Source organism: Burkholderia sp. BKH01 (assembly GCF_025685725.1).
Lineage (GTDB): Bacteria > Pseudomonadota > Gammaproteobacteria > Burkholderiales > Burkholderiaceae > Burkholderia > Burkholderia pyrrocinia_C.
The window spans coordinates 426625-453387 of sequence record NZ_JAOTQT010000004.1 but is presented as its reverse complement, the minus strand read 5'-3'; the positions used below and the strand labels follow the sequence as shown (position 1 = coordinate 453387).

31 protein-coding genes and 1 pseudogene are annotated in these 26763 nt (G+C 69.8%); 13 read left to right on the top strand and 19 right to left on the bottom strand.

Going from position 1 to position 26763, the window contains the following annotated elements:
• A pseudogene (locus tag OEJ37_RS09875) lies at positions 1–435 on the bottom strand (PilN family type IVB pilus formation outer membrane protein); the annotation flags it as partial.
• On the bottom strand, positions 435–938 hold the full coding sequence (locus OEJ37_RS09870; protein WP_263344150.1) for a toxin co-regulated pilus biosynthesis Q family protein: 504 nt from the start codon (positions 936–938) through the stop codon (positions 435–437). The gene OEJ37_RS09870 and the pseudogene OEJ37_RS09875, both read right to left, overlap by 1 nt.
• A gap of 312 nt (positions 939–1250) precedes the next feature.
• Here OEJ37_RS09870 and OEJ37_RS09865 point away from each other — a divergent pair, with 312 nt between their 5' ends.
• Complete coding sequence (locus OEJ37_RS09865; RefSeq protein WP_263344149.1) at positions 1251–2357, top strand: type IV pilus twitching motility protein PilT; 1107 nt, start codon at positions 1251–1253, stop codon at positions 2355–2357.
• Between the two features lie 166 nt (positions 2358–2523).
• Here the strand turns inward: OEJ37_RS09865 and OEJ37_RS09860 are convergent, their stop codons facing one another.
• The 4 genes from OEJ37_RS09860 to OEJ37_RS09845 all read right to left on the bottom strand — a co-directional run bounded on the left by OEJ37_RS09860 (position 2524) and on the right by OEJ37_RS09845 (position 6698).
• Positions 2524–4086, bottom strand: a complete 1563-nt coding sequence (locus tag OEJ37_RS09860; protein WP_263344148.1) for a secretion protein — start codon at positions 4084–4086, stop codon at positions 2524–2526.
• On the bottom strand, positions 4083–4832 hold the full coding sequence (locus tag OEJ37_RS09855; protein ID WP_174416986.1) for a response regulator transcription factor: 750 nt from the start codon (positions 4830–4832) through the stop codon (positions 4083–4085). Before OEJ37_RS09855 ends, OEJ37_RS09860 begins: the two co-directional genes overlap by 4 nt.
• A gap of 50 nt (positions 4833–4882) precedes the next feature.
• Positions 4883–5959, bottom strand: coding sequence for a sensor histidine kinase (locus tag OEJ37_RS09850; RefSeq protein WP_175920152.1), 1077 nt, complete (start codon positions 5957–5959; stop codon positions 4883–4885).
• A 133-nt stretch (positions 5960–6092) separates the two neighbouring features.
• Positions 6093–6698, bottom strand: coding sequence for a hypothetical protein (locus tag OEJ37_RS09845; protein WP_174417223.1), 606 nt, complete (start codon positions 6696–6698; stop codon positions 6093–6095).
• A 227-nt stretch (positions 6699–6925) separates the two neighbouring features.
• Between OEJ37_RS09845 and OEJ37_RS09840 the strand changes: the two genes are divergently transcribed.
• The gene (locus tag OEJ37_RS09840; RefSeq protein WP_006761741.1) at positions 6926–7411 is read left to right on the top strand and encodes an HrpB1 family type III secretion system apparatus protein; all 486 of its coding nucleotides are present in this window, start codon (positions 6926–6928) and stop codon (positions 7409–7411) included.
• 308 nt (positions 7412–7719) lie between these two features.
• Here the strand turns inward: OEJ37_RS09840 and OEJ37_RS09835 are convergent, their stop codons facing one another.
• Complete coding sequence (locus OEJ37_RS09835; protein ID WP_263344147.1) at positions 7720–8331, bottom strand: GNAT family N-acetyltransferase; 612 nt, start codon at positions 8329–8331, stop codon at positions 7720–7722.
• A gap of 263 nt (positions 8332–8594) precedes the next feature.
• On the opposite strand from OEJ37_RS09835, the gene OEJ37_RS09830 reads away from it, so the two are divergent.
• Complete coding sequence (locus OEJ37_RS09830) at positions 8595–9422, top strand: hypothetical protein (protein ID WP_263344146.1); 828 nt, start codon at positions 8595–8597, stop codon at positions 9420–9422.
• A gap of 137 nt (positions 9423–9559) precedes the next feature.
• On the opposite strand, the gene OEJ37_RS09825 is transcribed toward OEJ37_RS09830, so the two are convergent.
• The 12 genes from OEJ37_RS09825 to sctU form a co-directional block, all read right to left on the bottom strand.
• Positions 9560–10996 (bottom strand): helix-turn-helix transcriptional regulator, encoded by a 1437-nt coding sequence (locus OEJ37_RS09825; protein ID WP_174416988.1) that lies wholly within the window; start codon positions 10994–10996, stop codon positions 9560–9562.
• A gap of 191 nt (positions 10997–11187) precedes the next feature.
• Positions 11188–11643, bottom strand: coding sequence for a CesT family type III secretion system chaperone (locus OEJ37_RS09820; RefSeq protein ID WP_174416989.1), 456 nt, complete (start codon positions 11641–11643; stop codon positions 11188–11190).
• A gap of 91 nt (positions 11644–11734) precedes the next feature.
• Complete coding sequence (locus OEJ37_RS09815; protein ID WP_006762820.1) at positions 11735–11911, bottom strand: hypothetical protein; 177 nt, start codon at positions 11909–11911, stop codon at positions 11735–11737.
• Positions 11912–12078: 167 nt separating this feature from the next.
• Complete coding sequence (locus OEJ37_RS09810; RefSeq protein WP_174384132.1) at positions 12079–12330, bottom strand: type III secretion protein; 252 nt, start codon at positions 12328–12330, stop codon at positions 12079–12081.
• A 13-nt stretch (positions 12331–12343) separates the two neighbouring features.
• Positions 12344–13342 carry an HrpD5 family protein gene (hrpD5, locus tag OEJ37_RS09805; protein WP_263344145.1) on the bottom strand — a complete coding sequence of 333 codons (999 nt, stop codon included), beginning with the start codon at positions 13340–13342 and terminating at the stop codon, positions 12344–12346.
• A 186-nt stretch (positions 13343–13528) separates the two neighbouring features.
• On the bottom strand, positions 13529–14401 hold the full coding sequence (locus OEJ37_RS09800) for a type III secretion system protein (RefSeq protein WP_263344144.1): 873 nt from the start codon (positions 14399–14401) through the stop codon (positions 13529–13531).
• The gene (gene sctS, locus OEJ37_RS09795) at positions 14398–14661 is read right to left on the bottom strand and encodes a type III secretion system export apparatus subunit SctS (RefSeq protein ID WP_174416992.1); all 264 of its coding nucleotides are present in this window, start codon (positions 14659–14661) and stop codon (positions 14398–14400) included. The genes OEJ37_RS09800 and sctS overlap by 4 nt, the downstream gene beginning before the upstream one ends.
• Positions 14662–14688: 27 nt before the next feature.
• Positions 14689–15339 (bottom strand): type III secretion system export apparatus subunit SctR, encoded by a 651-nt coding sequence (sctR, locus tag OEJ37_RS09790; RefSeq protein WP_010109702.1) that lies wholly within the window; start codon positions 15337–15339, stop codon positions 14689–14691.
• Entirely contained in the window at positions 15326–16468 is a 1143-nt protein-coding gene (gene sctQ, locus OEJ37_RS09785) for a type III secretion system cytoplasmic ring protein SctQ (RefSeq protein ID WP_263344143.1), read from the bottom strand. Before sctQ ends, sctR begins: the two co-directional genes overlap by 14 nt.
• Before the next feature lie 34 nt (positions 16469–16502).
• The gene (sctP, locus tag OEJ37_RS09780; RefSeq protein ID WP_174416994.1) at positions 16503–17111 is read right to left on the bottom strand and encodes a type III secretion system protein SctP; all 609 of its coding nucleotides are present in this window, start codon (positions 17109–17111) and stop codon (positions 16503–16505) included.
• Positions 17108–19180 carry a type III secretion system export apparatus subunit SctV gene (gene sctV / locus OEJ37_RS09775; RefSeq protein WP_072436860.1) on the bottom strand — a complete coding sequence of 691 codons (2073 nt, stop codon included), beginning with the start codon at positions 19178–19180 and terminating at the stop codon, positions 17108–17110. The genes sctP and sctV overlap by 4 nt, the downstream gene beginning before the upstream one ends.
• Positions 19177–20259: a type III secretion system export apparatus subunit SctU gene (gene sctU / locus OEJ37_RS09770; RefSeq protein ID WP_175920101.1), complete on the bottom strand. Its 1083-nt coding sequence runs from the start codon at positions 20257–20259 to the stop codon at positions 19177–19179. Before sctU ends, sctV begins: the two co-directional genes overlap by 4 nt.
• A 235-nt stretch (positions 20260–20494) precedes the next feature.
• Between sctU and OEJ37_RS09765 the strand changes: the two genes are divergently transcribed.
• From OEJ37_RS09765 to OEJ37_RS09720, 10 genes are all read left to right on the top strand, one after another.
• A complete protein-coding gene (locus tag OEJ37_RS09765) occupies positions 20495–21064 on the top strand; it encodes an HrpB1 family type III secretion system apparatus protein (RefSeq protein WP_174416996.1) in 570 nt (189 codons plus the stop codon).
• Positions 21065–21077: 13 nt separating this feature from the next.
• Positions 21078–21494, top strand: a complete 417-nt coding sequence (locus OEJ37_RS09760) for a type III secretion protein HrpB2 (protein WP_072436863.1) — start codon at positions 21078–21080, stop codon at positions 21492–21494.
• A gap of 2 nt (positions 21495–21496) precedes the next feature.
• A complete protein-coding gene (gene sctJ / locus OEJ37_RS09755) occupies positions 21497–22345 on the top strand; it encodes a type III secretion system inner membrane ring lipoprotein SctJ (RefSeq protein WP_263344142.1) in 849 nt (282 codons plus the stop codon).
• Positions 22342–23016, top strand: coding sequence for a type III secretion protein HrpB4 (locus OEJ37_RS09750; RefSeq protein ID WP_174416998.1), 675 nt, complete (start codon positions 22342–22344; stop codon positions 23014–23016). The genes sctJ and OEJ37_RS09750 overlap by 4 nt, the downstream gene beginning before the upstream one ends.
• A complete protein-coding gene (sctL, locus tag OEJ37_RS09745; RefSeq protein ID WP_263344141.1) occupies positions 23001–23717 on the top strand; it encodes a type III secretion system stator protein SctL in 717 nt (238 codons plus the stop codon). Before OEJ37_RS09750 ends, sctL begins: the two co-directional genes overlap by 16 nt.
• Positions 23714–25042, top strand: coding sequence for a type III secretion system ATPase SctN (sctN, locus tag OEJ37_RS09740; RefSeq protein WP_175920095.1), 1329 nt, complete (start codon positions 23714–23716; stop codon positions 25040–25042). The genes sctL and sctN overlap by 4 nt, the downstream gene beginning before the upstream one ends.
• Entirely contained in the window at positions 25039–25545 is a 507-nt protein-coding gene (locus OEJ37_RS09735; protein WP_263344140.1) for a type III secretion protein HrpB7, read from the top strand. Before sctN ends, OEJ37_RS09735 begins: the two co-directional genes overlap by 4 nt.
• A gap of 75 nt (positions 25546–25620) precedes the next feature.
• The gene (sctT, locus tag OEJ37_RS09730; protein ID WP_174417002.1) at positions 25621–26427 is read left to right on the top strand and encodes a type III secretion system export apparatus subunit SctT; all 807 of its coding nucleotides are present in this window, start codon (positions 25621–25623) and stop codon (positions 26425–26427) included.
• Entirely contained in the window at positions 26414–26581 is a 168-nt protein-coding gene (locus OEJ37_RS09725; RefSeq protein WP_263344139.1) for a hypothetical protein, read from the top strand. The genes sctT and OEJ37_RS09725 overlap by 14 nt, the downstream gene beginning before the upstream one ends.
• A gap of 4 nt (positions 26582–26585) precedes the next feature.
• A complete protein-coding gene (locus OEJ37_RS09720) occupies positions 26586–26726 on the top strand; it encodes a hypothetical protein (RefSeq protein ID WP_263344163.1) in 141 nt (46 codons plus the stop codon).
• Positions 26727–26763 lie beyond the last annotated feature (37 nt).

The following is a 26763-nucleotide window of genomic DNA, read 5'->3' as shown; positions in this document are numbered from 1 at the left end:
GCGCCCGCCCGCCGCGTCGAGGAACGCGGGTGCGCCGCGCGCGACGCCGTCCGCGCCGCCACCTTGCTGCGAACGCGCGGCCGCCTGCTGCGCGCTCGCGGCGACCTGCGTCGGTACCTGCGTGAGCCGCGTGATCTGCTCGGCGAATTCGGATAACGAAGAGACCGCGCGGTCGAACGACGCCGGCTCGTCGAATAGCGCGGGGAGCTGTTCGCGGCTCTGCAGCTTCACGGCGCCCGCCGACACCCACAGGCCGTTGTCGACGACGACGGGCGACAGCGCGTGCACGCTGTTGTCGCCGTCGGCGGTGCGCTTGAGGAGCGCGCCGGATTCATCCGAATCGCGTCGCACGTCCCGCTCGATGCCGCTGCGCAGCCCGGTGCAGCCGCTCAGCAGCGCGGCGGCCAGTAACGAAATGACGAAAAAGACGCGCATCAGCCCGCTCCCTGCGCGACGACGCGCAACACGTGATTGCCTTGATAGAGAATCGCCTGGACCGGCGTCGCCGTGCGGCCGAGACTCGCGACGAGCACTTGCAGCGCATCCTCGAACGAGCCGCGCAGCGTCGCCTGCGCGTCGATGCTGAAATCGACCGGCGCATCCCAGACGAGCTGCCAGCCCGCCGTGCGCGCCCATCGCAACAAGACGCCGCGGATCGTGCCGTCGGACGCGCGCACGTCCCAGACGGGTGCGTCCGCAACGGGCAGCGACGCGGGCCGCGCGGCCGTGGTCGGCGCGGCCGCGGCTGACGCCGATGGCGATACCGCGCGCACGACGTCGACGCGCGTTGCCGTCAGCGGTGCGTGATCGAAGCGCTCGACAAATGGGCCGCCGATCGCCGGATCGGTGCCGGCGGTCGGGCCGCTCGCCGCGCAATCGGTTGCAAAAAGCGCGGTCGCGATGAACGCGGCCGCGGCGACCGTAGCGCCGTGCATCATGATTGTCCTCGTTACTCGACTGCTGCCGTGCGCCGCTGGCCCCCGCGCTTTGCTGCTCGATGATCCCGGATGCCGCGTCCGACGCCTCGGACCGCCTGCGCGGCCGGAAATGGCTTTCCGAACATGGGATTACCGCAGCGTTACATAATAGGTCTACGCACGCAGTCGCATTATTGAAGTGATTATTGCGCGGCAAATATACCCCGAACAGTTTGACAAAAGCTAGTTTGCATGCAAAATTAAATAGACCATTCAACTTCCTCTTTCACCGCGCGAAATGCGCCGCCCAATCCATTCATTCGAACTGCCAAGATGAACCAGCATGCCGCCGCCGCCCCGCTGCGCGATCTCGCGGGCGAAGTGCTCGGCCTGATCGACCTGAAGCAGATGTTCACCGACATCCACATCGAGCAGGACCGCCCCGTCACGATCAAGACGCCGCGCGGCTGGGTCGAGACGAGCGACGAACCGGTGCTCCTCGACGACATGCGGCCGCTGCTCGACGCGATCGACGAGCATTGGGAAGCCGCGCTTCGTCAAGGCACGCTCGACCGCCCGTTCGTCCTCACGCGCTGCCGGCTGCGCTGCCACGTATACCGCGCGGGCGGCGGCCGCAAGATCGTGATCTCGATGCGCCGGCTGCCGCTCAAGCCGCTGCCGCTCGAGGAACTCGGCCTGCCCGTCTACGTGCGCTCGATGCTCGACAACACGAAGGGCATCATCCTCGTCACGGGCCCGACGGGCTCGGGCAAGACGACGACGATCGCGTCGCTGCTCGAGCACATCAACGCGACGCGCAACACGCATATCGTCACGATCGAGGAGCCGATCGAATACTATCTGGAGCGCCGCCAGTCGATCATCTCGCAACGCGAAGTGCCGACCGACACGCCGAATTTCCCGCACGGGCTGCGCGAGGCGCTGCGGCAGAAGCCGGACGTCGTGATGGTCGGCGAGGTGCGCGACGCGCAGACGGCCGACACGCTGCTGCAAGCGGGCGAATCGGGGCATCTCGTGCTCGCGACGATGCACACGGGCAGCGCGGTCAGCGCGCTCAACAAGCTGCTGTCGTTCTTTCCGGTCGAGCAGCGCGACCGGCACGCGGTCGCGCTCGCCGAATCGCTGATCGGCATCGTCTGCCAGAGCCTCGTGCCGAGCGCGGACGGCGAAAGCCTCGTGCTCGCGAGCGAACTGCTGTTCAACAACAACAACCAGGTCGCGAAGCTGATCGTGGATCCGACGAAGCTGCACCTCGTCAACGAGTTCCTGCGGCGCCGCGAGGACAACATGTCGCGCTCCCTGAACGACGACCTCGCCGCGCTCGCGGCCCGCAACCGGATCTCGACGAAAGACGCGTTACGGGCGACTTACAATCGGATCGAGCTGAATGAAATGATGCAGTCGATTGTTAATCGTTAGGCGCGCATCCGATCCGGTATTTCTCATGCCGATCTAAAATCGGAAACAATCGTATAAACACGCGAAATCCCGTGTTAATCGACTGGTGAAATTCATTTAAAAATCCGATTGTCGTCGCGCGTCTAAATCATGCGAGACCGTCGTTTAATAATGCGTGGAGTTTGCATCAATTGCCGAGCAGGCGCGTCTGCGTGCTGAGGCCGAGGCCGTCCGGCGGCGTTGCCGGCGAATGCGCGCGTAACGTCTCGCGCGTTTGCGTCGCGCGCTTCGCGGCTTCGGGGAAGCTGGCGATTGCGCTTGTCGCGGCCGGCGCGCGTCGCGCCTGCGCGGTCGGCGATGCCGGCGGCGGCCGGCGCACGGGATCGGCGGACGTCACGCGCGGCGTCACCAGCACGAGCCGCTGCGCCTCATGTCCAGCGGCAAGCGGCAGCGCGAGCGCCACGCATTCCCCTGCCGAGAGCGTCGCGCCGGACACGGTTTCGCGCGGCGACGACGCGCCGGCCGAGCGGCTGTCGCGGTCCGCCCAGCGCTCGACGATCCGCATGTCGAGCGCATAACGGCCCGCCTGCGCGGTCTCGCGCGGCGTAACCCGCATCGCGAATCCGTTCCGCTGCGCGTCGAGCGATCGCGCATCGCTGTTGCCCGACGTGACGAACACCTGCCGCAGACGGCCGAAATCCGCGCTGTCGTCGGGGAGCGTCAGCGTCGAGCCGTCGGCGTCGATCGATGCGTCGCCGTGCGCGGCAAGCTCGGCGACGCGCGCGCGCATCGGCGCGCAGCCGTCCGGCGCGGGCGCGATCGCCACGCGCGGGGCGGATGCGCCGGAGGATACGGACGCCTGCGTGTCGTCGCGCCACCGCAACCCGAGCGCGTCGATCTGCGCGTGCGCGAGCGTCGCGCCGAACGCATCGATCCGAATCGACGCGGGCAGCGTATCGAGCTGCGCGACGAGCCGTGCATCGCGCGCCAGCCGCGCGGGCACGTCGCGGATCAGCACGGTGTTCGAGCGTGCATCCGCGTCGACTATCGGCAGCGACGCCGTGAATTCGCGCACGCCGGGCACCGCGCGCGGCGCGACGCCGTCCTGCTCGAGCCGGCGGCGCAGCCGCGTCGCGAGCCCCGGCAGCGACGCATCGCCCGCGGCGCCTCGCACGGCGCGGTCAGCCGCCGCGCGCGCATGCAGCCTGAACGCGCGCGTCTCGGTCGGCACGCGCGCCTGCGCGGCTTCGTCGAGTGCGCGCGCGGCAGCGAGCACGAGCGCGACATAGCGCGGCGGGCCGGCGACCCGCACGATCCGCGCCGCGTCGTCATAGCCGGGCCGCCAGCGCTCGTCGACGATCCGCTGCCGTGCGAGCGTCGCGCGCAGCTCGGCCGGCGTCGCGTAATTGAGCCGCACCGCCGCACGCTCGAACGCATCGGGCGCGACGAGCTGCAGCACCGCGCCGTCGTAGTACGCCGCAAGTCCGCACGTGCGCGCAACCCAGTCGACAAAACGCCGCGGCGGCAGCGCCTCGCGCACGTCGAGCCGGCACGACGCGCCTGCGTCCACGTCGATCGCGACGCCCGAGCGGCGGCTCAGTTCGCTCAACGCGGCGGCGGCGCTCACCGGCCCGACGCGATAGTCGAAGCGCGCGAGCGGCCACGCGAGCGGCACCGCATGCAGCGCCGGCGCATGGCTCGCGAGCGCAAGCGCGATGGCGGCAGCCGACGCGGCCGCGCGCCGCGTCACGATGCGCGATCCGCCGGCTCGGCGTCCGCACCCAGGTTCAGGCGGTAGCCGGTCGCGTACGCCGCATGCACGGTCCAGCCGAGGCCCGCCGCTTTCAGCCGGCTGCGCAGCCGGCTCACGTACATGTCGACCGTGCGGGTCTGCGCGGACGCTTCCGCGCCCCACACGAGCCGCAACAGATCCTGCCGCTGCACGACGGCGCCGGGATGCTCGGCCAGATGCCAGAGAATGTCGAACTCCTTCGCGCTGAATGCGTGCGACGCACTGCCGTCGGACACGGTCAGCGTCGCGCGCGACAACACGCAGCCGCCGAGCTGCATGCGCCCGCTGTCGACCGACAGCGCCGCGAAGCGCCGCAACAACGCACGCACGCGCGCGAGCAGCGTCTGCTTCTCGAGCGGCTTGATCAGGAAATCGTCCGCGCCGGCGTCGAGAATCTTCACGATGTCTTCTTCGTCCGAATGCACGGTCTGGAAGATCACCGGGACGATCGAGCGCGCGCGGCCACGCACCCACCCGAGCAGCCGCTCGCCCGTCATCCCGGGCAGGTCCCAGTCGAGCACCAGCAGATCGGCCCAGCTGTCGCCGAGGAAGCGGCGCGCGTCGAGCCCGTCGTCGAACGCCTCGACGCGGTAGCCCTCGGCCTTGAGCCAGGTAACGAGCAGTGTGCGCTGCACCGGATCGTCCTCGACGACGACGATCTGCTTGGGCTGCTGCACGGTGCGCTGCATGTTCGGTTCGGACATCGCGGAAATAGGGCTCGTCAAGCGAAAAGGAAAGAAAAGGATGCCGGCGCTCAGCCGTCGGGCGTGACGCTCGCGCGCCAGCGCGCGATGCCGTCCGGCACGGCCGAAGCTGCCGCGCCTGCCGGCGCGGGCATCGGCAAGCGCATCACGAACGCCGTGCCGACGCCGCGATTCGATTCGGCGTACAGCGTGCCTGCATGCGCGGCGGCGACCTGCGCGGCGAGCTGCAGCCCGAGGCCGAAGCCCATCGAGCCACGCTTCGCGAGCGGCGCGAAATCGGTCATGCGTCCGTCCATGGCGAGGCCCGGCAGGCCGCCGGCCCAATCGCGGATCGTCACTTCCGCGTGCGCGTCACGCACGTGCAGCCGGATCTCGACGCGCGCGCCCTGTCGCGACGCCTGCACCGCATTGTCGATCAGGTTCTGCAGCGCGCGGGCGACGAATACGCGCGCGCCGCGCAACCACAGCGGTACGGCGTCGTCGAGCCAGAGCTGCAACGCGACGCCGCGATAGACGGCGCCCACTTCGAGCTTCGGCACGAGCTCACGCAGCATCGTGCGCAGGTCGAAGCGCATGAAATGGCGCTGCCGGAGATCGTCCGCCGCCGACGCGACGAGGTAGTCCTGGCCGAGCAGCAACGCGTGCCGCGCGAGTTGCGCGATCCGTTCGAGGCCACCGCACGCGGCGAACGCGTCGGGATCGGCGTCGTGCAACTGGGTCAGCGCGAGTATCGAATTCTGCGGCGAACGCAGGTCGTGCGCCAGAAAGCGCAGCGATGCGACGCGCTCGTCGAGCGCGCGGCGCAGCGGCGTGACGTCGGCGACCGTGACCGTCGCCGCGATCGCCGGATCGTGCTCGACCGGCTGCAGCGTCAGCCACAGGATCGCGTCGTCGGTTTCGAATTCGAATCCTTGTTCGAGCGTGTCGAACAGCGCGGCGGGATCCGCGCCCGCCGCGTCGCCGAGCAGCGCGTGCAGCGGCAGCCCGGCGGCGAGCGTGCGGCCTAACAGCGCGTGCGCGCGCTCGGTGGCCGCGACGATCGCGCCGTCGCGGTCGAGCGCGAGCGTGCCCCACGCCTGCCGGGCCTGCATCACCTCGAGGATTCGGGCGTCGGCCCGTTGCGACACGATCAAGTTCGACTCCGGCGGACGTCGCGGTCCGCGAATGATTGGACGGGCCGCGACGCGGCGGCGCGAGCGCGCAGTGTGCACCGATTCGAAAGCGCGTGTCCAGTGCCGCCGCGCCGCGCCGCCCGCGCGGTCAGAAGTCGTTCTTCTGGTCGACGTCGCCCGCGCTCACCGTCACTTCGTCCGGCGTGAACTCCATGTTGCCGCCGGCGCCGCGCTTGCCGACGTTCGCGTTCATGAACGGATTGCCGCCCGTCTCGAGGCGCTCCAGCTCCTTCGTCGCACCGGAGTTCAGCTTCACGTTGCCGTCCTTGTCGACGACGCCGACCGAATTGCCGCTGCCGTTGTACAGGTTGCCCTGCGAGTCCATCTTCAGGTGTAGCGCCTCGCCGCCCGCCTTCGTGTTCAGCTTGACGTCGCGCATGTCTTCGCCGGGCTTGTCGCCCGTCGACGTCGTCACGTGGTTCGTCGGGGTGTTGTTGCCCGTCGGCGTGTTGCCGTTCGAATCGCCACCGATGTCCGTGTCGTCGCCGTCGCCCGAATCGTCCTGCATCAGCAGCGCTTCGATTTCGTGGAGCAGCTTGTCGATCTTCTGATCGCGGCTGCTCGACGACGTCGACGAGGAGTTGAACTGCGACGGGTGGATAGTCGTCGATGTAATGCCGTTAACGCTCATGATCGTCTCGCTATGAATGTGAATCGACTGAAGGAAAGGGAACAGAACGCGCACGGCGCTCATGCGCCCGCGGTTCGACGACAAGCTTAGGCAGCGCGTACGCGCGCGCCGCGAACCACGCGAAGCGACGTCGCGGCGACCGAAACGATCGGTTGCGCATCGTGCGCCGCCGCCGCAACGCGCGCATCGCTTCGCCACGCACGATGTCGCTTCGCACGCACCGGCCGCTCGCGCGCGTACGACGGCGATCATCGCCGACGGATCATCTCTTCTCGACGCATCGCACCGACATGGCGATCAAATCGTGCAACAAAGCCGCATTGCGCGCGCTGCTCTCGGCCTTTTCGGTCGGGCTGCGCGCGAGCGCACACGCGGACCTCGACGAACTGCTGATCGCGCTGCGCGTCCTGCAGCCGCGCAACGCCGCGGTCGACCTGTGCGACGTGCGGCTGCGGATCAGCCGGCGCGACTGGATCGGCGCGCTGCACATTCTGCGCACGCTCGAAGACCAGGAGCGCGGCACGCCGCTGTGCACGGCGCTGCAGAGTTGGTGCCTGTACGCGCTGCAAGACGACGATTGGCGGCGCTATGCGCAGACCGTGGTGCTGTCGGGGGATCGGGCGTCGACGGTGCTCGTCGGCCGGTTCCTCAAAGTGGATGAGCTCGCGGAGGGCGCCGGCGCGCACGACGGCGACGTCGCCGCACGCATCTCGCAACTGCTGCGGCTCGACCGGTATCAATGGGCGCGGCATGTGCATGCGAGCGGGATGGGGTGAAGATCGGGCGGGTTTGCGGTTTGCGGCGATCGTGGCGAGCCGCACATCGGTCGTCACCGTGTCACGCGAACCCGAATGGAATGCCGAGAGCCCGGATACGCGCGACGTTCGACCCAGCGAACCCGCATCTCCGTCGCGACTTCCGTCAATGATCGGACGCGCCGGCGAAAGTCAGCGAGACCGCACGAAATCCGCGATGCGCGGCGCGACGAGTCGCGCGCAGGCAATCGATGCCCGGCGCGAGCGTAGGCGCGGATCGTCGCGGCCACCCCGCCGCCCTGGCGCACCCGTGCAAGGTCCTCGCTTGTTCACGCCGCCTGCCGCGCCGACGCCTGCGCGTCGCGGGTCGCGACGGCCTCGCCCAATGGCCCCGGCGCCCTGGTGATCGCGAACAGATAGCTGTCGCCCGCGCTCATCCCGCGATTCGGACGCGCCTCGTAGTTGCGCACGACGCCCTCGCTGACGAAACCGAGCTTCGGCATGAACGGCGCGGCGCGGCCCGTCACCGAGCAGAACGCCTCGATCCGGTATACGCCCGGCTGCGCGATCAGCCAGTCGAGAAACCTGCGCAGCATCTCCGACCATGCGCGGGTCCGTACGCGCCCCGGCGCGAAGCTCGTCACGAGCCCGATCTCGACGCGCGGCAGGCGACCGTGCATCTCGAGGGTGCCGATCAGACGGCCGTCGCGCTTCTCGAACAGTCCCCAGCTGAAAAACGCGCCGCTGCGCCAACCCTCGGCGAGACGACCGATGCACGCGCGCGTTTCGTCGACGCCGCGATGCATCGGCCACGGCAGGTCGAGCGTCGTCGCCGGATCGCCGAACAGCGCGTCGAAGGCTTCGCGTGCGTCGTCGGCGGTGAGCGGGCGCAGATGAAGTCGCTCGGTATCGATCAGTTCGGGTGGGCGGATGGCGTTCATCGGCGGCTCCGGTTCAGGGAATGGACACGTCGATTGTCGGGCGCCGACGCGCGAGCGTGCCCCATGCGCGCGAAGCCGCGGCGGCGTATGCGAATCGCGATCCCGCGAGCCGCGTCGCATCGGCGACGTTCGCGCGCGAGTGTATCGCTTCGCACCGCGGTCGGGCGCGGCGCGCCTGTCGACGTACAGTGGCGCCACGTCGCCCAGTGCGCCCATTGCGCGGCAGTCGGGCGCCAAGGTCTATCTTCTTCAGGAGCCGGATTGTGCAGCCAGTATCGATCAAATCCCCCATTCAAACCGGGGGCTCGACTCCGCCTTCGCAGAACCCGCCGTCGATCGGCGCGCCCCTGTCCGGCGCCGCGGCTCCTCAACCGAAGCCGTCAGGCGTGCTGGGAGGCTTGCGACCGCAAGGCAAGTCGACGTCTCGACCCGAGGCCCGTCCGCTGAACGCGTCGGTACTGAAGCGCACCGCCGTCAAGCCGGAAGCGACTGGAAACAACGCGTCGCTACTCGAAGCCACGCCCGCCGAATTGCAGACGGTGGCACATCATCCAGTCCTGCAACCGGTCGTGCTTCATTCCGCACACCCGCACGAAGGCAACCTCATCGACCTGAGCGACCCGCCCTCCACGACGAAGCCCACCGGTACGCCATCGTCGCTGCTCGAGGCAACGCCCGACGAATTGCAGACTGTCGCGCATCATGCGGTCCTGCAACCGGCCGTGCCTCATTCCGCACATGTGCCGGAAGGCAATCTCATCGATTTGAGCGATCCGCCACCGGCACCGCAAGCCGCGCACGGGCAACCGTCGCCGCTCGGGGCCGCGCACGCTCAATCGCAGGCTGCGGGCACCCCGCCTTCGAAACCCGCATCCGCCGCCGCGCATGAAGCACACGGCGCCCACGATGCACAGACGCTTGCCGCGGCCGGGATGCCGAGCATCCACCAGATCCATCACGAGACCGAGCAGACGATCAGATTGCAGCGTGCAATCGGTTTCGCGAACCAGTTGCTCGCGGTGGCGGAGATGATCAACAGCTTCCAGATGAAACTGATCGACATGATCAAGAAGGCTGTGTCGCGATCGTAATGCGTCGACGCGACATCGAAGCAACGCGGTGAGGCATTGGCGCGGCGAGCCCGCGCCCCGGCTTCGCCCGGCCAGAACGATCGCCCAGTGTGCAACAGCCGACCGGCGGCGACGCGCTGTGCGTCGCCCCCGCGTCCTCACCGGTCGAAGGTCTGCGAAGGCGCCTCGTCGAACATCCGCCGATAGCCGTTGACCAGCGTCGACCGATGCTGGATCCCCCAGCGGTTCGCGATCTCAAGCACGCTCGCCGCGCGCGGCCCTTCCGACAGCAGCTCGCCGCGAATCCGCTCCATCCGCTGCCGTCGGATCAGTTCGCTCGGCGACAACCCGAGAAACGTCTTGAACGCCGCCTGCAATGCGCGCTCGGTCACGTCGATGTGCGCGGCGATCTCCCGCACCGACAGGTCGCGCTGGTCGAGCCGCTCCATCAAATAGCGATACGCGCGCCGGTACTTGCCGGGCAGCCGCGCGCTGACGTCGTCGCTCGGCGCCGCCGCGTGCGTGCCGCACCGCGCGACCGCGAGCGAGGGCGCGAGCGCCGCGCCGTCCGAGCGCACGTGCCGCACCGAGGCGAGCGCATAGCGTGCATACAGCGACGACGATTCGCGAATCCGCCCCTGCTGCTCGCACACCTTCGCCGCGCAGTACAGATAGTCGAGGGTCCAGCGCACGTGCGAGCCGCAGCGTCCGGCCGCGTCGCGATACGGCGCGATCATCGCGTTGGCGACATTCGGCGCGTGCCCCGCGAGCGCCGCGAGCGCGACTTCCAGGCACACGCTGCGCTGGTAGTCGACGAGGCCCGTCTTCTCGCACCAGTTCACATGCGCATCGATCCGCGCGAGCGCCGCGTGGTCGCCGGCGGCGAGCGCGCATGCCTGGCGCATGTAGTCGACGCGCATCCGCAGCAGCGGCAGCGCGTCGGCATCGGCCGCCGGCGCGCCCGTTTCCGCGAACGCCGACAACGGCAGATCGGCCAGCGCGGAGCGCCAGTAAACGTGATCGCCGAGCGCGTCGGCGCGACCGATCCGGTATTGCAGCAGCAAGTCCGCGCGCAGTGCGCCGGCGAGCTGCCGCCAGCGCGGATCGGCATCGCGAGCGGCTGCGTCGAGCCCGTCGAGCGCCACCATCGCGTCCTCGGCGCGGCCGAGATGATGCATGACGACGCACGCGCCGACGAGGCTCTCGAGCTTCTGCCCGACGCTCGCCGCGCGATCGTCGACGATCCGCCGGAAGCCCGCCTGCGCGACGCCGAAACGATTCTGGAAGAACGCCTGCCAGCTCGCGTTGCGGCAGGTCGTCACGCGCGTCTGGTCGCGCGAATCGCGCAGCAGCTTCAGCGCGCGGCGGAAAGTGTCCTCGGCCTCCTCGAAGCGGCCGAGCACGAGCTGGATGTCCGCGTACGCGCTGACGTCGCGCACGTCGTTGGCCGGGTCGCCCGGGTCGGCTTCGCAGCGCGCGGCGACGAGCGCGGCCGCTTCGGCGAAGCGGCCGTCGAACACGCGCGCTGCGTAGGCGTCGTTCGACGCCGGATTGGCAAGCGCGGCGGCGGCGGCGAAATAGAGTGTCGAAAACATGGTGGATCCTCTCGGCAAGCGGGTTCGAATACGAAGTTCGGGCTCGATCCGCGCGCCGCGCCACCGCTCGTCGCGGGGCGCAGCGCATGGATGCGTGCCGCTATCGTCTCGTTCGCGTCGGATCCGCGCAGCAATTTGTGACGTTCCGTTACGATTGGCCCGCCGGTTGCGCGTGCCGCCGTCGGGCTCCGCTACACCCGCAGCCAGAAATATTCGCCGGACGCGATACCGCTGAACATCTCGTCGCCCGATTCGATGATGTTCTGCCGCCAGTAGCGGCCGTGCTCCGCATAGTGCGCGAACAGATCGGCGAGCGTCTCGCCCGTCACGTCCGGCGTGAGCGGCAATCGCATCAGCAGCACGATGCTGCCGGTGTCCGCGTCGATCCCGAGCTGCGCCTGGTCCTGCGCGTAGATCAGCAGGTTCGCCTCGAGCAGCAGCCGGTACACCGCGAGCGTGCGGCCCGCGCTGACGATGCCGTAATGGAAATTCACGTACATCGACTCCGGATCCTCGTCGAAGTAGTCGATGCGCACGTCGAAGCCCTCGACGTCGATCGTGCGCGTCTCGAGCACGTAATCGACGTCCGGCAAGCCGACAACCGCGCATACCTCCGCGACGACCTGTGCATAACGTTCCCAACTCATGACAGTTTCACCCCGGTATCCGGCGTCCCCCAAAAAATACAGCCGGCGCTCGCGCGCCGGCCGCCCAACACGATGCCGAATGGCAGCCGGCTTACTGCGCCGGCTTCGACGCGTCGCTGACCATCTTCGTGGCCTGCTTCTTCACGTCGTTCTCCGCCTTCGTCATCTCCTGCATCTGCTGCAGTTTCGTTGCCGCCTTCGAAAACGCGATGCCTGCCATCGTGTCCTTCGTCATTTCGCCCAGTGCACCACCTACCAATGCCGACATGATTACTCTCCAGAAAGTGCGTGATTCGATCACGCGTTGACAAAGTTCCGGCGCCGCCGCTTCATGTCGCGGCCCGCCGCTTTTTTGCCGCGCAGCGTGCGGCATCGTCGGGAACGGCTCGCGCCGCTCCGTCCGCCGCCGCACGCTGCGCGGCGAAACCATGGCCGCTATGCGGCCGCCGCGTTCGCCTCGTGCAACGTCGCGACAATCCGCTGCGCCGCCAGCAAGCCGCGATAGACCTTCTGCATCGCGTCTCGGTCGTAGTCGCTCGCCGCCTGCGCGGTGGCCGCGCTCACCCGCTCGGCCGTCTCGCCGAGCGCCTGGCGGAGCACGCCGATCCGTATCGCCGCGTCAGGCGCCCCGAGCGCCTGCTCGAGCGGTCCGCATTCATCCGCTGCCCGTTCCAATGCTTCGTACATGCCGCTTCTCCCGTCAGTTGAGGTCCGGCGCGCCGTCCGCCGACGCGCCCGCAAACACGTGCTTCACGCCGTCCGGCGTCTCGATGTAGCGCACATCGCCGATCTCGAGCATCCCCGAGTACGCGACGGGCACCGGTGCGTCGCCGGACTGGCGTGCATCGACGTCGATCGCGCGCACGTTCGGCCCGACGTCGGCGCGCACGCGCTCGACCGCCGCGCGTAGCTGCGCGATGTCCCGCACGACGCCCGACACCCGAAAGCGCCCCTGCCCCGCATACGCGACCGTCGCCCCCGACACGCCGAGCGATTCGCCGATGCTCTGCGCATCGTCCTGCGCGACGTCGTACTGGCGCTCGACGCGGTGCGCGGCGAGCCGGTCCAGCAGCTTGCGCGCGGCGAGGTCGTCGGCCGGCGTCGCGACCATCCCGGCGACCGCGACCATCGCGCCGCGCGGCGCCGTGTGCAGCTCCGCATAGCCCGCGCGCCGCAGCTCCGCGCCGATGCGCGTCGCGAGCGCGTCGGCACGCTCGACCGGGGGCGGCACGCCCGGATGGGCGCTCGCCAGCATGGCCCCCATCGCAAGCAGGCCGGCGACCAGCGCGCCGCCTGCCGCCGCGCACGCGGCGAGCTTGCGTTGCGCGCCCCGCCGCGCCGCATCGGCGCCCGGCGGCGGCGCCCACAAGGTCGCGAGCAGCTCGAGATCGCTCGGCCACTCGCCGTTCGCGGGCCCGACGCACAGCGCGGTCTCGCCGAACGGCACCGGCACGAAGTCGAGCATCAGGAGCGGCGAACCATCCGCGTCGAACGCATCGGCGGCCGTCTCGGCCGGCATGGGCGCCGCGCGTCGTGCGCGGGTTGCGCCCTGCGCATCGATCGACAGCAGCAGATCGCCGTCGCGCCAGTCGGTGATGCGAATCTCCGCGTCGTCGCCCGCGCCGATCCGGTGCTCGCCGGCATCGAGCGCGATTTCCGCACCGGCATGCAGGCCGGTCAGGATCCGCAGCAGCTTCATCGGTTGCTCCTTATCCGTGCGTCGTGTGTTTCATTTGCGTCGATCGAATCGATCGCGATCGGTGCATCCGTTCGATCGCGCCGCATCGTTCGTCCATGCAGCCAGAATAGTTCGACGCGGCATCGGGGGTCGTCCGTCGCGCGAATTCGCCGCCGCATTTGCGAAGCGTCGCGTGCGCCGCGACGTTCACGAATGCTGAGCGGCCAACACGCCCTTGTGCAACGTCTCGACGCTTGCATACGCGCGTGCGAGCTGCGCGTTCGTCGACGGGCGCTCCGCGTTGAACACGATGAGCGGCAGCAGAAAATAATGCGTGCTCGCACGCTCGCTACGCGCGGCCGACACGTCGCGCGGCGCACCGCCCGCGCTTCGCATCGCGTCGAGCAGCAACTGCTTCACGCCGCTCCAGCCGATCGGCGTCCACGGCCCGGTGCGCAAGCGGGCAGCGAGCAGGTCCGCGTTGTGATTCAGCAGCGCGGCCGTGATGCGCGCGCTGGGTTCGGTATCGACGCGCCGGCCGAGCTGGAGCAGTATGTCGGCCCACAGATGCCGCAACGCATGCTCGCGCTCCATCGGGTCCGCGAGCGTATGCGCGACGTCGCGCAGCGCGCGCTGAGCGGGCACGGGCGCCGGACGCGCTCGCGACGCGCGCACGCGCGGCAGCGCGGCGACGTTCGCCGAATCGCCGTCGCGTTCGTCCTGCTCGCGCTGCTCCCGGCCGCCGCCCTGCCCGCCCGAATGCCGGTCGTGCTCGTCGTGCGGCGCGACGTGCGCGTGCGGCACCGTCGATTCCTCTCCCGCATCGGACGCTTCGCCCTGGCTGTCGGCGCGCCGGCGCCGCCGCGATCCCGCGGCGCCCGCCTTCGGACGCGGCTTCAGCTTCGCGAGCATCTGGTTGCGCGCGGCGAGCGCGGCCGCCTGATTGCCGTTCGAATACGTGAAGCGCGTACCGTATTTGCCGTAGGTCGTCGCGGTGCGCGCGCGCACCGGCCGGCGTCGTCGCGGATCGGGCTTCGCCGCGTGGATGGTCTGCGCGATCGCGCGCGTGATGCGGCTCATGACGGCACCGCCGCCGCCAGCAACTGCTGCGCGAAATGCAGGATCTCGGCGGCCGCCCACGGCCCGGCGATCGCGACGGTCACCGTCACCGCAACCAGTTTCACGCCGTACGAGATGCTCTGCTCCTGCAGCGACGTGATCGCCTGCAGGAACGAGATCGCGAGCCCGGATGCGGCCGCGACGAGCACGACGGGCAGCGAGATGTAAAGGCACAGCATCATGCCTTGCGAGGTGAGCCGGATCAGGTCATCGATTTCCATCGGACAAGCCTCCTCGGGATCGGGACATCAGGAATAGGTCAGCACGAGGCCGTGCACGAGCGTCGACCAGCCGTCCATCACGACGAACAGCATCAGCTTGAACGGGATCGCGACGTTGGTCGGCTGCACCTGGTTCATCCCCATCGACATCAGTACGTTCGCGATCACGAGATCGACGATGATGAACGCGATATAGAGGATGAAGCCGATGCGGAACGCGTCGGTCATCTGCGCGAGCGTGAACGCGGGCGCGAGCACGATCAGGTCGTCCTCGCGCAGTTGCGCGGCCGCGGCCTTCGGCCAGATCACCGACGCGGAGCGCAGGAAGAAGCGCTTCTCGCGCTCGCGCGAGTGCGCGGCGAGGAACTGGCGGAACGGCTCCTTCGCCGCACCGAACGCCTGCAGCATCGCCTGCGTCGGCTGCGGCGACAGCGCCTGCCCCTGTAGCTGCTGCTGCGCGGCGAAACCGATCGGCGCCATGATGTACAGCGACACGAGGATCGCGATGCCGTTCAGCACCATGTTCGGCGGCACCTGCTGCACGCCGAGCGCGTTGCGCAGCAGGCCGAGCACGACGACGATCTTCGCGTACGACGTGACGACCATCGCGATGAACGGCACCATGCTCATTACGAGCACGGCGATCAGCAGGCCGGTGATGTCGTTAAACTGAACCATCGTCGCCCGCCATCCGGTCGATCCGCACGCCGAGATGCGCGCCCACCGCGACGAGCCTGCCGCCGCCGATCGCCTGGCCGTATGCGACCAGCCGCACCGGCACGTCGCGCACGGCGAGCGGCAGCTCGAGCACGTAGCCCGGCCGCAGCGCGGCCAGCTCGGCGATCGACAGCGACAGCGTGTCGATCTCGACGTGCACGGGCAGTTCGACGTCGCCGAGCGCGGCCGGCTCGGGCGCCGCGAGCGGAGCGTCCTCGTCCGGCGCGGCGGCCGGCAGGTCGCCCGCGACGATCGGCTCGTCGAGATCGTCGGCGGTGTCTGGTGTTTCGGTCATCGTCATCGTGGTTCCCTCGATCAGAACGGTTGCATGCCATTGCGTCGCGCGACGCGCGCCCCACCACGCGTGCAGCGGGCCTGCCCGCACGGCGTCGAGCGCGGCCGGCACCATGTCCAGCAGCACGTCGCCCGGCCGCAGGCCGCGCAGCACCGACAGCGGCAGCGCGCGCGAGCCGAGCCGCACGCGGCCGGGCAGGCGAATGCATGCGAGCAGGCTCGCCGTATCGCCCGTCCGCTCGCGTCGCAGCCGGGCCGCGAGCGCGTCGAGCCATGGCGTCTGAGCGTCGAGCAGCGCGCAGCGCATCGGCGCGCCGTCGAGTGCGAACGACAGCACGCAGCGCGTCGCGTCGAGCGCCGCCGGATGCACGGCGCGCAGCCCGCCGATCGTCACGTCGTCGAGCCCCGCCGCCGCGAACGCGGCGACGAGCGGCGCCAGCAGCGTCGACGCGAGCGCCGTGCGCAGCGACACGCTCGCGTCGCCGGGCGCGTCGGGCGTCGGCGCGGCGACGACGTCGAGCGCCGGAAACGCCGCGAGGTCGATCGCGACGCGCGCGGTCGCGCCGTTCAGTCGCAGGTCGAGCACACCGGGGCGCTCGAAACGCGGCCGCTCGCCCGGCGCCGCGCGCCAGTCGGACAACGCCGGGAAGCGCGCGAGCCACGCGGCGAGCCGCGCATCGGCGACGATGCGCGCGAGCGCCGCGTCGAACGCGTTGCATGCGAGCAGCGGCAGCGCGGCGTCGATGCCGCGCGGCGCGGCGGCGGCGAGTTCCAGTTCGATTGTCTCGGGTTCCATCGTCGCGGTCGGTCGGGTTCGGTTGTACGGGCGCTCAGTCGACGTCGATCTCGATCGTGCGCGGCGCGCCGCGATGGGCGAGCAGCGTGTCGAGTCGCGCGTGCAGCGTTGCGCCATGCGTGCAGAGTAAGTGCCGCGTCGCCGCGTCCGGCGTCTCGAACCGAAGCCGCAAGTCGAAACGCGAAAGAACGAGGTGCAGCACCGTGTCCGGCAGCAGCGCGGCGTCGAGCGGCAGGCTGATCTCCCAGTCGCCCGACGCGTCGTCGCCGCACAGCGCCGCAATCTCGGCCACGAGCGCCTCGGCGACGCGCACCATCCGCTCGCGCTGCGCGAACACCTGATTGACGAACGCATCGGAGCCCGCGCACGCGCGCGCCATCGCTTCGCGCCCGGCCGCGTCCGGCAGCGCGGCCGGATCGCGTTCGAACGACGGCATCGCGCCGTCGTGCCAGGGCATCGACGCGTCGTGTCGCCGCTCGTCGTCGGCCGCGGCGCGCTCGCCGGCCGGCGCGACGCGCGAGCGCCGCATCAGTTGCGCATAGTCGAAGCCGCGCCGCGCCGTGCGCGACGCGCACGCGCCGTCCGGCCCGGCGGCAGGCTCGCCCGCGATGATTCGCACGGGCCTCAGATCGGCGGCACTCATGCGTGGGCCGCCGCCGGCATCGTCACGCGGCCGACCGGCTTCAGTTCGACCTGGTCGCCGAGCTCCTGATACGAGTAGACGGGCAGCCAGCCGAGCCGCGCCTCGATCATCCGTCGCGTGTAGCGGCGCACGTCCATCGACGTGACGAGCGCGACGTCGTCGCGCGGCGTCTCGCCGACGAACGACGCGACGCTGTCGACGAGATAGCGGACCTGCTCGGGCGGCAGCGCGAGGAAGTTGCCCGCGGGCGTCTGCTTGATCGATTGCCGGATATGCTGCTCGACCGGCAGATCAAGCAGCACGGCCGGCAGTTGCCGCGCGCCGCGCGCGGCGCGATACGCGAGATAGCGCGACAGGTCGCCGCGCACGTATTCGGCGAGCATCAGCATGTCCTTCTCCTTCGGCCCCCACGCGACGAGGCTCTCCATGATGTCGCGTGCGTTGCGGATCGGGATGTGCTCTTCGAGCAGGCGACGCAGCACGTCGGCGATCCGCTGCGTCGGCAGCGCCTTCTGCACTTCGGCGACGAGCCCCGGATAGTCGGTTCCGAGCTGGTCGAGTATCCACTGGGTTTCCTGGATGCCGAGGAACAGATGCGCGTTGCGTCGCAACAGCGCGATCGTCTCGTGCGCGATCACCTGCTCGGCACGCCACGCGCGCGCGCCGGCCGGCACCGCCTTGTCGTCGATCCAGTAGCTCTCGGCGAGCCCGCCCGCCGGGCCGCGCTTCGTGCAGCGGCCGGCGAGCGCCGGGTCCGACGCCGCGTCGGGCAGCATCGTCTGGTCGGCCGGCAATTCGAGCCGCGTCTGCGGCACGTCACGCATCAGGATCTCGCACGTCGCTTCGGGCAGCGCGTCGCTCGTCCACAGCGTGATACCGGGAAACGGCAGCCCCTGCTCTTCCTGCAGCTTCGCGCGCTCCTCGTCGAACGCGCGATCGAGCGCGGCGGGCGCGAGCCGCGCGACGAGATCCGGCGACACCCGCACGCCGATCGCGCACGTGAAGAGCGGCGCGCGCGGCAGGATCGACGGCGTGCTGCTTTTCGCGCCCGCGCGCTGCAGCGCGATCACCGGCTCGCCGCGCGCGGTCGTGCGGCGCGCGCCCTTCTGCAGCCGGTAGCCGGAAAACGCGAGAATCGCCGACAGCAGCACGAACAGCGCCGCCGGAAAGCCCGGCACCGCCGCGAAGCCGATCAGCAGCACCGCCGCGAAGTACAGCGCGCGATAGCTGCCGCCGAGCTGCTTCGCGATCTCGGAGCCGAGCGACGTGCCTTCGCCTTCGTCGTGATCGTCCGCGACGCGCGTGATCATCACGCCGGCCGCGACCGAGATCAGCAGCGACGGAATCTGCGACACCATCGCGTCGCCGACCGACAGGATCGAGAAGCGGTTCGCCGCTTCGCCGGCCGTCATCCCGTGATACATCACGCCGATCGCGATGCCCGCGACGATGTTGACGAGCGTGATGATGAGCCCCGCGATCGCGTCGCCCTTGACGAACTTCATCGCGCCGTCCATCCCGCCGTGCAACTGGCTCTCCTTCGCGAGCGTCGCGCGCTTGCGGCGCGCCTCGTCGGGCGTCAGGATGTTCGCGCGCAGGTCCGCGTCGATGCTCATCTGCTTGCCGGGCATCGCGTCGAGCGTGAAGCGCGCGCCGACTTCGGCAACGCGCTCCGAGCCCTTCGCGATCACGATGAACTGCACGGTCGTGATGATCAGGAACACGACGAGGCCGACGACGAGATTGCCGCCGACGACGAGCTCGCCGAAGCTCTCGATGATGTCGCCCGCGTTCGCGTGCAGCAGGATCGACTTCGTCGACGCGATGTTCAGCGACAGCCGGTACAGCGTCGTGAACAGCAGGACCGAAGGAAACACCGACAGCGACACGATGCTGCCGACGTACATCGTCACCATCAGCAGCGTGACGCTGATCGCGATGTTGATGCCGAGCAGCACGTCGATCACCTCGGGCGGCAGCGGCAGGATCATCAGCGAGACGATCGCGACGACCAGCACCGTGATGCCGACCTCGCCGCCGGCGGGGAGTTTGAGGGTTTTCAGCGTCATGACGACCTCGCGGAGGGAACGGCGGCGTCGGTGCGCGCGCCCGCGACCGACTCGACCCAGCGCAGGATCGCGGCCACCGTTTCAAACAGTTCTTCGGGAATCGCCGCGTCGCGCTCGACGCGGTACAGTGCGCGCGCGACGGGCGGATTGCCGACGATCGGCACGCCGAGCGCGTGCGCGTGGCGGCGCAGCGCGAGCGCGCCGTCGTCGACGGCTTTCTCGATCACCCGCGGCAGCGGATGCTCGTCGGGCGCATAGCGGATCGCGACCGCGTAATGCGTCGGGTTGACGACGAGCACGTTCGCCTGGCCGACCTTCTGCCGCGCCGGCGCGCTCGTCGCGATCTCGCGCGCGAGCCGGCGGCGCTCGCCCTTCGTGTGCGGATCGCCTTCGCTCTCCTTGTGCTCGCGCTTCGCCTCTTCCTTCGTCATCCGGTTGTCGCGCATGAACATCATGCGCGCGATCTTGTAGTCGGCCGCCGCGAACACCGTGACGACGAGCGCGACGACGCCGAGCAGCTTCATCAGCACGGTCCACAGCACGCGCGACAACTGCGGCGTCGCCTCGTACACGCTCGCGACGACCAGCGGAAACAGCGACATCATCATCTTCCAGATCACGCACGCGAGCACGACCGCCTTGACGATCATCTTCACGAGCTCGAGCAGCGACTTCATCGAGAAGATCTTCTTGATGCCCGCCATCGGATTGATCGCGTCGAACTTCGGCATCACGGGCTCGAGCGTGATCATGAAACCCGCCTGCGGCGCCTGCGACACGATGCCCGCGACGATCGCGGCGACGACGAACGGCAGCATCGTCAGCGCGGCGCTCGCGGCGAGGTCGTGCAGCGCGGACAGCGTCGCCTGCGGCGTGCGTTCGCCATTCACGAAATCGAGCGCGGTGCGGATCGTGCGCGACAGGCCGCCGGTGAGCATCGATTCACCCGCCGTCAGCACGCCGATCGCGGCGGCCAGCGTCACCGCGTCCGCGACGTCCTTGCTCTTTGCGACCTGGCCCTTCTCGCGGACCTTCTTCAGCTTCCGTTCGGAGGGTTCTTCGGTTTTCTCTTCGGCCATCGCCGCCGTTCCTGTCGAGAGTCGGACATGGCGCGTACGTTAGCGACACGTGGCGGCGGCCGCGCGCGTCGACCCGAAGCGGCGCCGTCCGGCGCGAAGCGCGCGCGGCGCTTCGCCTCGCGCGCGCGCACTTCGCATCGGCGGCCGGGCGGGCGCGGCGCGCTGCTACCTTGCGCTCCATACGCCATTTCCTCAACGACATGCGCCGCTCGCGCGGCGACACGGAGCGCACACCATGGACGAATCCCGGCCGACCTATCTGCGATGCAACCAAGCGGCGCTGAACGAACTGATCGACGCCGCGAACCTCGCGCTCGGCGGCGCGCTCGACGGCCCGACCGCCGACCCCTACGACATCGGCCTGCTGATCGACGCGCTGCGCGTGCTCGCGCCGCAACTGCCCGCCGCCGACATGTTCGACGGCATGCTGCACGTCGCGCTCGGCAACTTCGACGACGCGGTGCGCGTGTTCGCGGAGATCGCGAACGGCACGACGAACGCCATCTACGGCAAGGCGTTGCTCGCGTTCGCACTGCAACTGAAGCGCGATCCGGAATGGCGGCTCGCCGCCGACGAGGTGCTCGCTGCCGGCAGCCCCGCGCAGGCGGTCGCGCTCGTGCGCGCGCTCGAGCGGCAGCACGACGTGATGCTCGCGAAGGAGCACGCGGATCGCACGGGTGTCTGGGAGCTTCCTGAATCGACCGCGGCGGCCAACGGCGACACGCCCGATGCGCCGCCCTCGAACCCGGCGGGCGGCTTCGATGCACAGGCCGCGTTCGCGCATCAGCAATATCTGCGTCTTTGACTAGGAGGCCCGCATGAATGCCCCGCTTTCCCCGGTCGACCTGACCCGCGCGCTCGACGTCGCGTTCTCCGACGCGGCAGCGGCGCCGGCCGGCGCGACCGCCGCGCCGACGCCCGACGTCCCGGCAGACGTCGCCAGCCGTTTCCAGGCGCTGATGTCGAACGCGACGCCGACGCCGCCCGTCGCGCATTCGCGCGAAGCAAGCGCCGTGTCGAAGCTCGTCGAGACGTCGGACGCCGCGATCAAGCAGGTGCTCGACAACTCCGCCTACCTGAGCCAGCACGCGGACGAACTGTCGATGAACCAGATGTTCGCGGCGTCGATCCAGGCGTCGGCCGAGGCGACCGCGATGCAGATCGACCTGCAGGCGAAGATGGGCGTCGTCACGTCGACGAAGGACGCGATCGGCTCCCTGATGAAGAACCAGTGACCATGGAACGACTCCCTTCCCCGATCGCCGTCGGCGGCCGCCGCGCGGCCCGACTTGCCGCGCTGCTCGCATGCGCGGCGCTCGTCGCCGGCTGCCAGCAGGAGCTGTACGGCGGCCTCGCCGAGCGCGACTGCAACGAGATGATGGCTGCGCTGCTGCAGAACGGTGTCGACGCGCAGAAGAAGACGCCCGACGGCGGCAAGACGTGGACGCTCGCCGTCGACGACAAGCAGATTGTCAAGGCGATGGAAGTGCTGCGCGCGCGCGGGCTGCCCGCGACGCGCTACGACGATCTCGGCGCGCTGTTCAAGAAGGACGGCCTCGTGTCGACGCCGACGGAGGAGCGCGTGCGGTTCATCTACGGCGTGTCGCAGGAGCTGTCGGACACGCTGTCGAAGATCGACGGGGTCGTCGTCGCGCGCGTGCACATCGTGCTGCCGAACAACGATCCGCTCGCGCAGGTCGCGAAGCCGTCGTCGGCGTCGGTGTTCATCAAGTACCGGCCGAACGCGAATCTCGCGACGCTGACGCCGCAGATCAAGAACCTCGTCGTCCATAGCGTCGAAGGACTGACGTACGACGAAGTGAGCGTCACGTCGGTCGCCGCCGATCCGGTCGATCTCGTGTCGGCCGCGCAGCCGAGCGCGCAGAAGTCCGGCGGCGCGACGCTCGTCGGCCTGCTGATCGCCCTCCTTGTGTGCGTCGTGCTCGCGGCCGCGGGCGGTGTGCTGTGGTGGCGCGCGCGCAAGCACGGCGGCGTGGGCGCGGGCGTGGGCGGGCTGGCCGCGCGGCTGCGCGGCGGTAACGACGCGCAGGCCGCGACCGCGCCTCAACAGGCCGGCGCGCGATGAGCGGCGGTGCGCCGATCGAGGGCGTCACGGCGCGGGCCGCGTGGCTCGCCGGCTACGACGCGAACGCGCGACGCGCGGCCGACTGGGTTCACGCGAGCTGGCACGGCGCGCTCGCGCCGCTCGTCGCGACGACGCGCGAGCATGCGCCCGCGCTGCGCGCCGCGTGCTCGCTGCTGCTGTTGCGCACGCTTGGGGCGACGTCGCCGTCGCTTGACGGTTTCAATGCGCGTGCTGACCGGCTCGCCGCGCTGCCCGTCGCCGACACGCTGCGGCTGCTGCGCGTGCGCGCGCTGCTGTTTCGGCGCACCGAGCTGCGCCACTGGATCGACCGTGCGAGCCGCGAGCGGCTCGCCGGCTGGGTCGGCGCCGACGGCTGCAACGCGCTCGCGGTATTGCCCGACGCGCCGCGCGCGCGCGATCTCGATCGCCGCGAGCCGGTCGCGCCGCTCGCGCAACTGTCCGGCGACGACATCGCGTGGGAAGGCTGGTGCCTGTTCGAGCGCGAACGGGCCTGGGCGCCGGCGGGGCCGATGCGCATCGTGCGCCACGCGTTGCCGCGTGACACCGCGCGCCCGCCGTGGATCGAACGCGCGGCGGCGGACGCGGACGGCGCGACGCTGCTCGCGCGCCTGCCGTCGCTGTTTCCGGAGTGGTCATGGCTTTTTGGCTGAAGAACCGGCAGATTCCGCTTACCGACGATCTCTGCATCGACGCACCGCACGGCGTGCTGCGCCGCGACGCGTTCGAGACGGTTCAGGCGCTCGACGCCGCGCTCGACGCGCTCGCGGCCGAACGCGACGCGGTGCTGCACGCGGCCCGCGACGAAGCCGAACGGATCGGCGCCGACGCGCGCGCGCAGGCCGTCGCGCTCGTCGAAGCCGCGCGGCGCGAGCACGATAGCGCATACGCGCGCGGCTACGACGCGGGCCGCGCGCAGGCGATCGCCGACTGGCACGCGCAGGCGGCCGACTCGTTCGAGCAGGAGCGGCGCGTGCGCGACAAAATGCGCGAACGGCTCGCGGAGCTCGTCGCCGCGGCCGTCCAGCAGATGGTGCGTGCGGAGGACGCGCGCGGTCTGTTCGCGCGCGCGGCGGAGACGGTCGAGCGCGTCGTCGCCGGTGCGAGCTATCTGACGGTCCGCGTGTGCGACGCCGATTACGACTCCGCGCGCGAGCAGTTCGGGCTGCTCGCCGACGCGTGGCGCCGGCAAGGACGCAACGTGCCGGTCGAGGTCGTCGTCGAGCCGCGCGTCGCGCCCGGCACCTGCGTGTGCGAATCCGACTTCGGCACCGTCGACGCGAGCCTCGACACACAACTGAATGCGATCCGCGCGGCGCTCGGCCGCGCACTCGACGACGCGAGCCGCCCATGAACGCACTGACCGATTTGTCCCGCGTCGCCGACGCGATGGCCGCGCGGCTTGCGATCGAGCCTGCCGTCGGCATGACGGGCAAGGTGCTCGAAGTGATCGGCACGCTCGTGCGCGTCGTCGGCCTCGAAGCGACGCTCGGCGAGCTGTGCGAGCTGCGCAGCGCGTCGGGCGCGCTGCTCCAGCATGCGGAAGTCGTCGGCTTCACGCGCAACGTCGCGCTGCTGTCACCGTTCGGCACGCTCGGCGAGATCAATCGCGGCACGCGCGTGATCGGCTTGCGGCGGCCGCTGTCGGTGAAGGTCGGCAACGGCATCCTCGGCCGCGTGATCGACAGCTTCGGCGAGCCGATCGACGGGCGCGGCCCGCTCGACTACGACGCGCTGCGCCCCGTGCTCGCGCCGCCGCCGAACCCGATGTCGCGGCGGATGGTGGACGCGTCGCTCGCGACCGGCGTGCGGATCGTCGACGGCCTGATCACGCTCGGCGAAGGCCAGCGGATGGGGATCTTCGCGCCGGCCGGTGTCGGCAAGAGCACGCTGCTCGGGATGTTCGCGCGCGGCGCGTCGTGCGACATCAACGTGATCGCGCTGATCGGCGAGCGCGGCCGCGAAGTGCGCGAGTTCGTCGAGCTGATCATGGGCGAGGACGGCATGGCGCGCTCGGTGGTCGTGTGCGCGACGTCCGACCGCTCGTCGATCGAGCGCGCGAAGGCCGCGTACGCGGCGACCGCGATCGCCGAGTATTTCCGCGACCAGGGCAAGCGCGTGCTGCTGATGATGGATTCGCTGACGCGCTTCGCGCGCGCCGGGCGCGAAATCGGCCTCGCGGCCGGCGAGCCGCCCGCGCGGCGCGGCTTCCCGCCTTCCGTGTTCGCCGAGCTGCCGCGCCTGCTCGAGCGCACCGGGATGGGCGAGCAAGGCTCGATCACCGCGCTCTACACGGTGCTCGCCGAAGACGATTCCGGCAGCGACCCGATCGCCGAGGAAGTGCGCGGGATTCTCGACGGCCACATCATCCTGTCGCGCGAGATCGCCGCGCGCAACCAGTATCCGGCGATCGACGTGCTCGGCAGCCTGTCGCGGATCATGCCGCAGATCGCGACGCGCGAGCACGTCGGCGCGGCCGGCCGGCTGCGCCAGCTGCTCGCGAAGCACCGCGAGATCGAAACGCTGCTGCAGCTCGGCGAATACCAGGCGGGCAGCGACCCGGCAGCCGACGAAGCGGTCGCGAAGATCGACCGGATCCGCACGTTCCTCAACCAGCGCACCGACGAGTACGCGCCGCCCGACGCGACGCTTGCCGCGCTGCACGCGCTCGTCCAATGAGGAACCGGAAACAGCGCGCCTTCGAGACGCTGCTTGCGCGGCGCGAACAGCGCGGCGCGAAGCTGCGTACCGAGCAGGCCGCGCAGCGCGCCGAACACGACGCGGCGGCGGCCGAGCTCGCGCGGGGCGAAGCGCAAGCGCACGCGAAGCTCGATGCGGCGAATCGCTATGCGGCGCGCGTCGACGCGATGGCGGCCGGCCATGCGGCGTTTGCGATCGGCGATTACGCGGCGTGTCGCCGGTATCGCGACGTGCTGCTCGACGAACACACGCTCGCAAGCGCGCAGTGCGCTCGCCTGCGTGCGGCGCTGCAGGCCAAGGTCGAGCAGCTCGCCGCGACCGCACGCCGGATCGCGCGCAACGACGCGCAGATCGACGTCGTGCGCGAGCGGATCCGGCGGCTCGCGTGCGCGGCCGAGGCGGCCGCCGAAGACGTACAGGACGAGGAGATCGAGGAAGGCGTGCTCGCACGCCGGCTTGCGGCCGTGCGGGCCTCGACCTGAATCCTGTTCCCGCCAATGACGGCCGGCCCTGCGAATGCATTCTCGACATCGCGGGAACGTGCCCTGGACATGCGCATGACGACCTACGACATCTTTCCGCTGCAGCACCTGGGCGACGAATTCATCGGCTTCATCGTGCTGCTCGCGCTGTCGAGCGAGCGGCTTCTCGTGATCATGACGATCCTGCCCGCGACCGCCGACAACGTGCTGAAAGGCCCGCTGCGCAGCGGCGCGGCCGCGGTCTGGTGCCTGTTCGTCGCATGTGGACAGCAGGCGTTGATCCCGCAGCTTCGCGGCGCGTTCCTCGTGATCGCCTGCGCGAAGGAAGCCGTGATCGGGCTCGTGCTCGGCATCGCGGCCTCCACCGTGTTCTGGGCCGCCGAGGCGATCGGCACGTATGTCGACGATGTCGCCGGCTTCAACAACGTGCAGATGCAGAACCCGAGCTCGGGCACGCAAACGTCGCTGATGGCGACGCTGCTCGGGCAACTGACGATCGCGTCGTTCTGGATGCTGGGCGGCATGACGTTCCTGCTCGGCGCACTGTACGAATCGTATGCGTGGTGGCCGCTCGGGTCGTTCAACCCGGTTCCCGCGCCGCTGCTCGAAATGTTCGCGCAAGCGCGGCTCGACATGCTGATGAACATGATCGCGCGGATCGCGACACCGATGATGGCGATGCTGCTGCTCGTCGACCTGGGCCTCGCGTTCGTCTCGCGCTCGGCGCAGAAGCTCGATCTGATGTCGGTCAGCCAGCCGCTCAAGGGCGCGATCGCGGTGCTGATCGTCGCGGTACTGGCGGGGAGTTTCGTGAGCGAGATGCGCGGGCAGATTTCGCTGGCGGGACTCGCGCAGCAGGTGAAGCAGCTTGCCGGCCGATAGGCGGGCAGCTGCTTCGCACAGCGAGCGTCATCGAGACGGCGGACGTTCGGGGCGGTTCTACGCGGGCATTCGTGCGAAGGATGCGTCGACGTCGCGGAAGAAGCGCGCGCTGCGCGACGCGATCGACCACGACGCCGACCTCGTCAACGCGTAACCTGATGCTCGATCTCGGCATGCGCGGCGTCGAGCCGTGCGTCGTGCTCTATCTCGTCAACCGGTACAGCGAGCGGAAGGAAAGTGCGGAGGAACTGTCGAGACGCGTCAATCAGGCCAGTATCCGACCATCCGGGTTTGGGTGAGTTACGCGTCCACGGCATTCCGATCCACGCACTCGAC

Excerpts from the sequence above, each read along its gene's own strand:
- OEJ37_RS09870 (WP_263344150.1), bottom strand. The coding sequence starts at position 938 with ATGATGCACGGCGCTACGGTCGCCGCGGCCGCGTTCATCGCGACCGCG.
- OEJ37_RS09865 (WP_263344149.1), top strand. The coding sequence starts at position 1,251 with ATGAACCAGCATGCCGCCGCCGCCCCGCTGCGCGATCTCGCGGGCGAA.
- OEJ37_RS09855 (WP_174416986.1), bottom strand. The coding sequence starts at position 4,832 with ATGTCCGAACCGAACATGCAGCGCACCGTGCAGCAGCCCAAGCAGATC.
- OEJ37_RS09845 (WP_174417223.1), bottom strand. The coding sequence starts at position 6,698 with ATGAGCGCCGTGCGCGTTCTGTTCCCTTTCCTTCAGTCGATTCACATT.
- OEJ37_RS09840 (WP_006761741.1), top strand. The coding sequence starts at position 6,926 with ATGGCGATCAAATCGTGCAACAAAGCCGCATTGCGCGCGCTGCTCTCG.
- OEJ37_RS09835 (WP_263344147.1), bottom strand. The coding sequence starts at position 8,331 with ATGAACGCCATCCGCCCACCCGAACTGATCGATACCGAGCGACTTCAT.
- OEJ37_RS09825 (WP_174416988.1), bottom strand. The coding sequence starts at position 10,996 with ATGTTTTCGACACTCTATTTCGCCGCCGCCGCCGCGCTTGCCAATCCG.
- OEJ37_RS09820 (WP_174416989.1), bottom strand. The coding sequence starts at position 11,643 with ATGAGTTGGGAACGTTATGCACAGGTCGTCGCGGAGGTATGCGCGGTT.
- OEJ37_RS09815 (WP_006762820.1), bottom strand. The coding sequence starts at position 11,911 with ATGTCGGCATTGGTAGGTGGTGCACTGGGCGAAATGACGAAGGACACG.
- OEJ37_RS09810 (WP_174384132.1), bottom strand. The coding sequence starts at position 12,330 with ATGTACGAAGCATTGGAACGGGCAGCGGATGAATGCGGACCGCTCGAG.
- hrpD5 (WP_263344145.1), bottom strand. The coding sequence starts at position 13,342 with ATGAAGCTGCTGCGGATCCTGACCGGCCTGCATGCCGGTGCGGAAATC.
- OEJ37_RS09800 (WP_263344144.1), bottom strand. The coding sequence starts at position 14,401 with ATGAGCCGCATCACGCGCGCGATCGCGCAGACCATCCACGCGGCGAAG.
- sctS (WP_174416992.1), bottom strand. The coding sequence starts at position 14,661 with ATGGAAATCGATGACCTGATCCGGCTCACCTCGCAAGGCATGATGCTG.
- sctR (WP_010109702.1), bottom strand. The coding sequence starts at position 15,339 with ATGGTTCAGTTTAACGACATCACCGGCCTGCTGATCGCCGTGCTCGTA.
- sctQ (WP_263344143.1), bottom strand. The coding sequence starts at position 16,468 with ATGGAACCCGAGACAATCGAACTGGAACTCGCCGCCGCCGCGCCGCGC.
- sctP (WP_174416994.1), bottom strand. The coding sequence starts at position 17,111 with ATGAGTGCCGCCGATCTGAGGCCCGTGCGAATCATCGCGGGCGAGCCT.
- sctV (WP_072436860.1), bottom strand. The coding sequence starts at position 19,180 with ATGACGCTGAAAACCCTCAAACTCCCCGCCGGCGGCGAGGTCGGCATC.
- sctU (WP_175920101.1), bottom strand. The coding sequence starts at position 20,259 with ATGGCCGAAGAGAAAACCGAAGAACCCTCCGAACGGAAGCTGAAGAAG.
- OEJ37_RS09765 (WP_174416996.1), top strand. The coding sequence starts at position 20,495 with ATGGACGAATCCCGGCCGACCTATCTGCGATGCAACCAAGCGGCGCTG.
- OEJ37_RS09760 (WP_072436863.1), top strand. The coding sequence starts at position 21,078 with ATGAATGCCCCGCTTTCCCCGGTCGACCTGACCCGCGCGCTCGACGTC.
- sctJ (WP_263344142.1), top strand. The coding sequence starts at position 21,497 with ATGGAACGACTCCCTTCCCCGATCGCCGTCGGCGGCCGCCGCGCGGCC.
- OEJ37_RS09750 (WP_174416998.1), top strand. The coding sequence starts at position 22,342 with ATGAGCGGCGGTGCGCCGATCGAGGGCGTCACGGCGCGGGCCGCGTGG.
- sctL (WP_263344141.1), top strand. The coding sequence starts at position 23,001 with ATGGCTTTTTGGCTGAAGAACCGGCAGATTCCGCTTACCGACGATCTC.
- sctN (WP_175920095.1), top strand. The coding sequence starts at position 23,714 with ATGAACGCACTGACCGATTTGTCCCGCGTCGCCGACGCGATGGCCGCG.
- OEJ37_RS09735 (WP_263344140.1), top strand. The coding sequence starts at position 25,039 with ATGAGGAACCGGAAACAGCGCGCCTTCGAGACGCTGCTTGCGCGGCGC.
- sctT (WP_174417002.1), top strand. The coding sequence starts at position 25,621 with ATGACGACCTACGACATCTTTCCGCTGCAGCACCTGGGCGACGAATTC.
- OEJ37_RS09720 (WP_263344163.1), top strand. The coding sequence starts at position 26,586 with ATGCTCGATCTCGGCATGCGCGGCGTCGAGCCGTGCGTCGTGCTCTAT.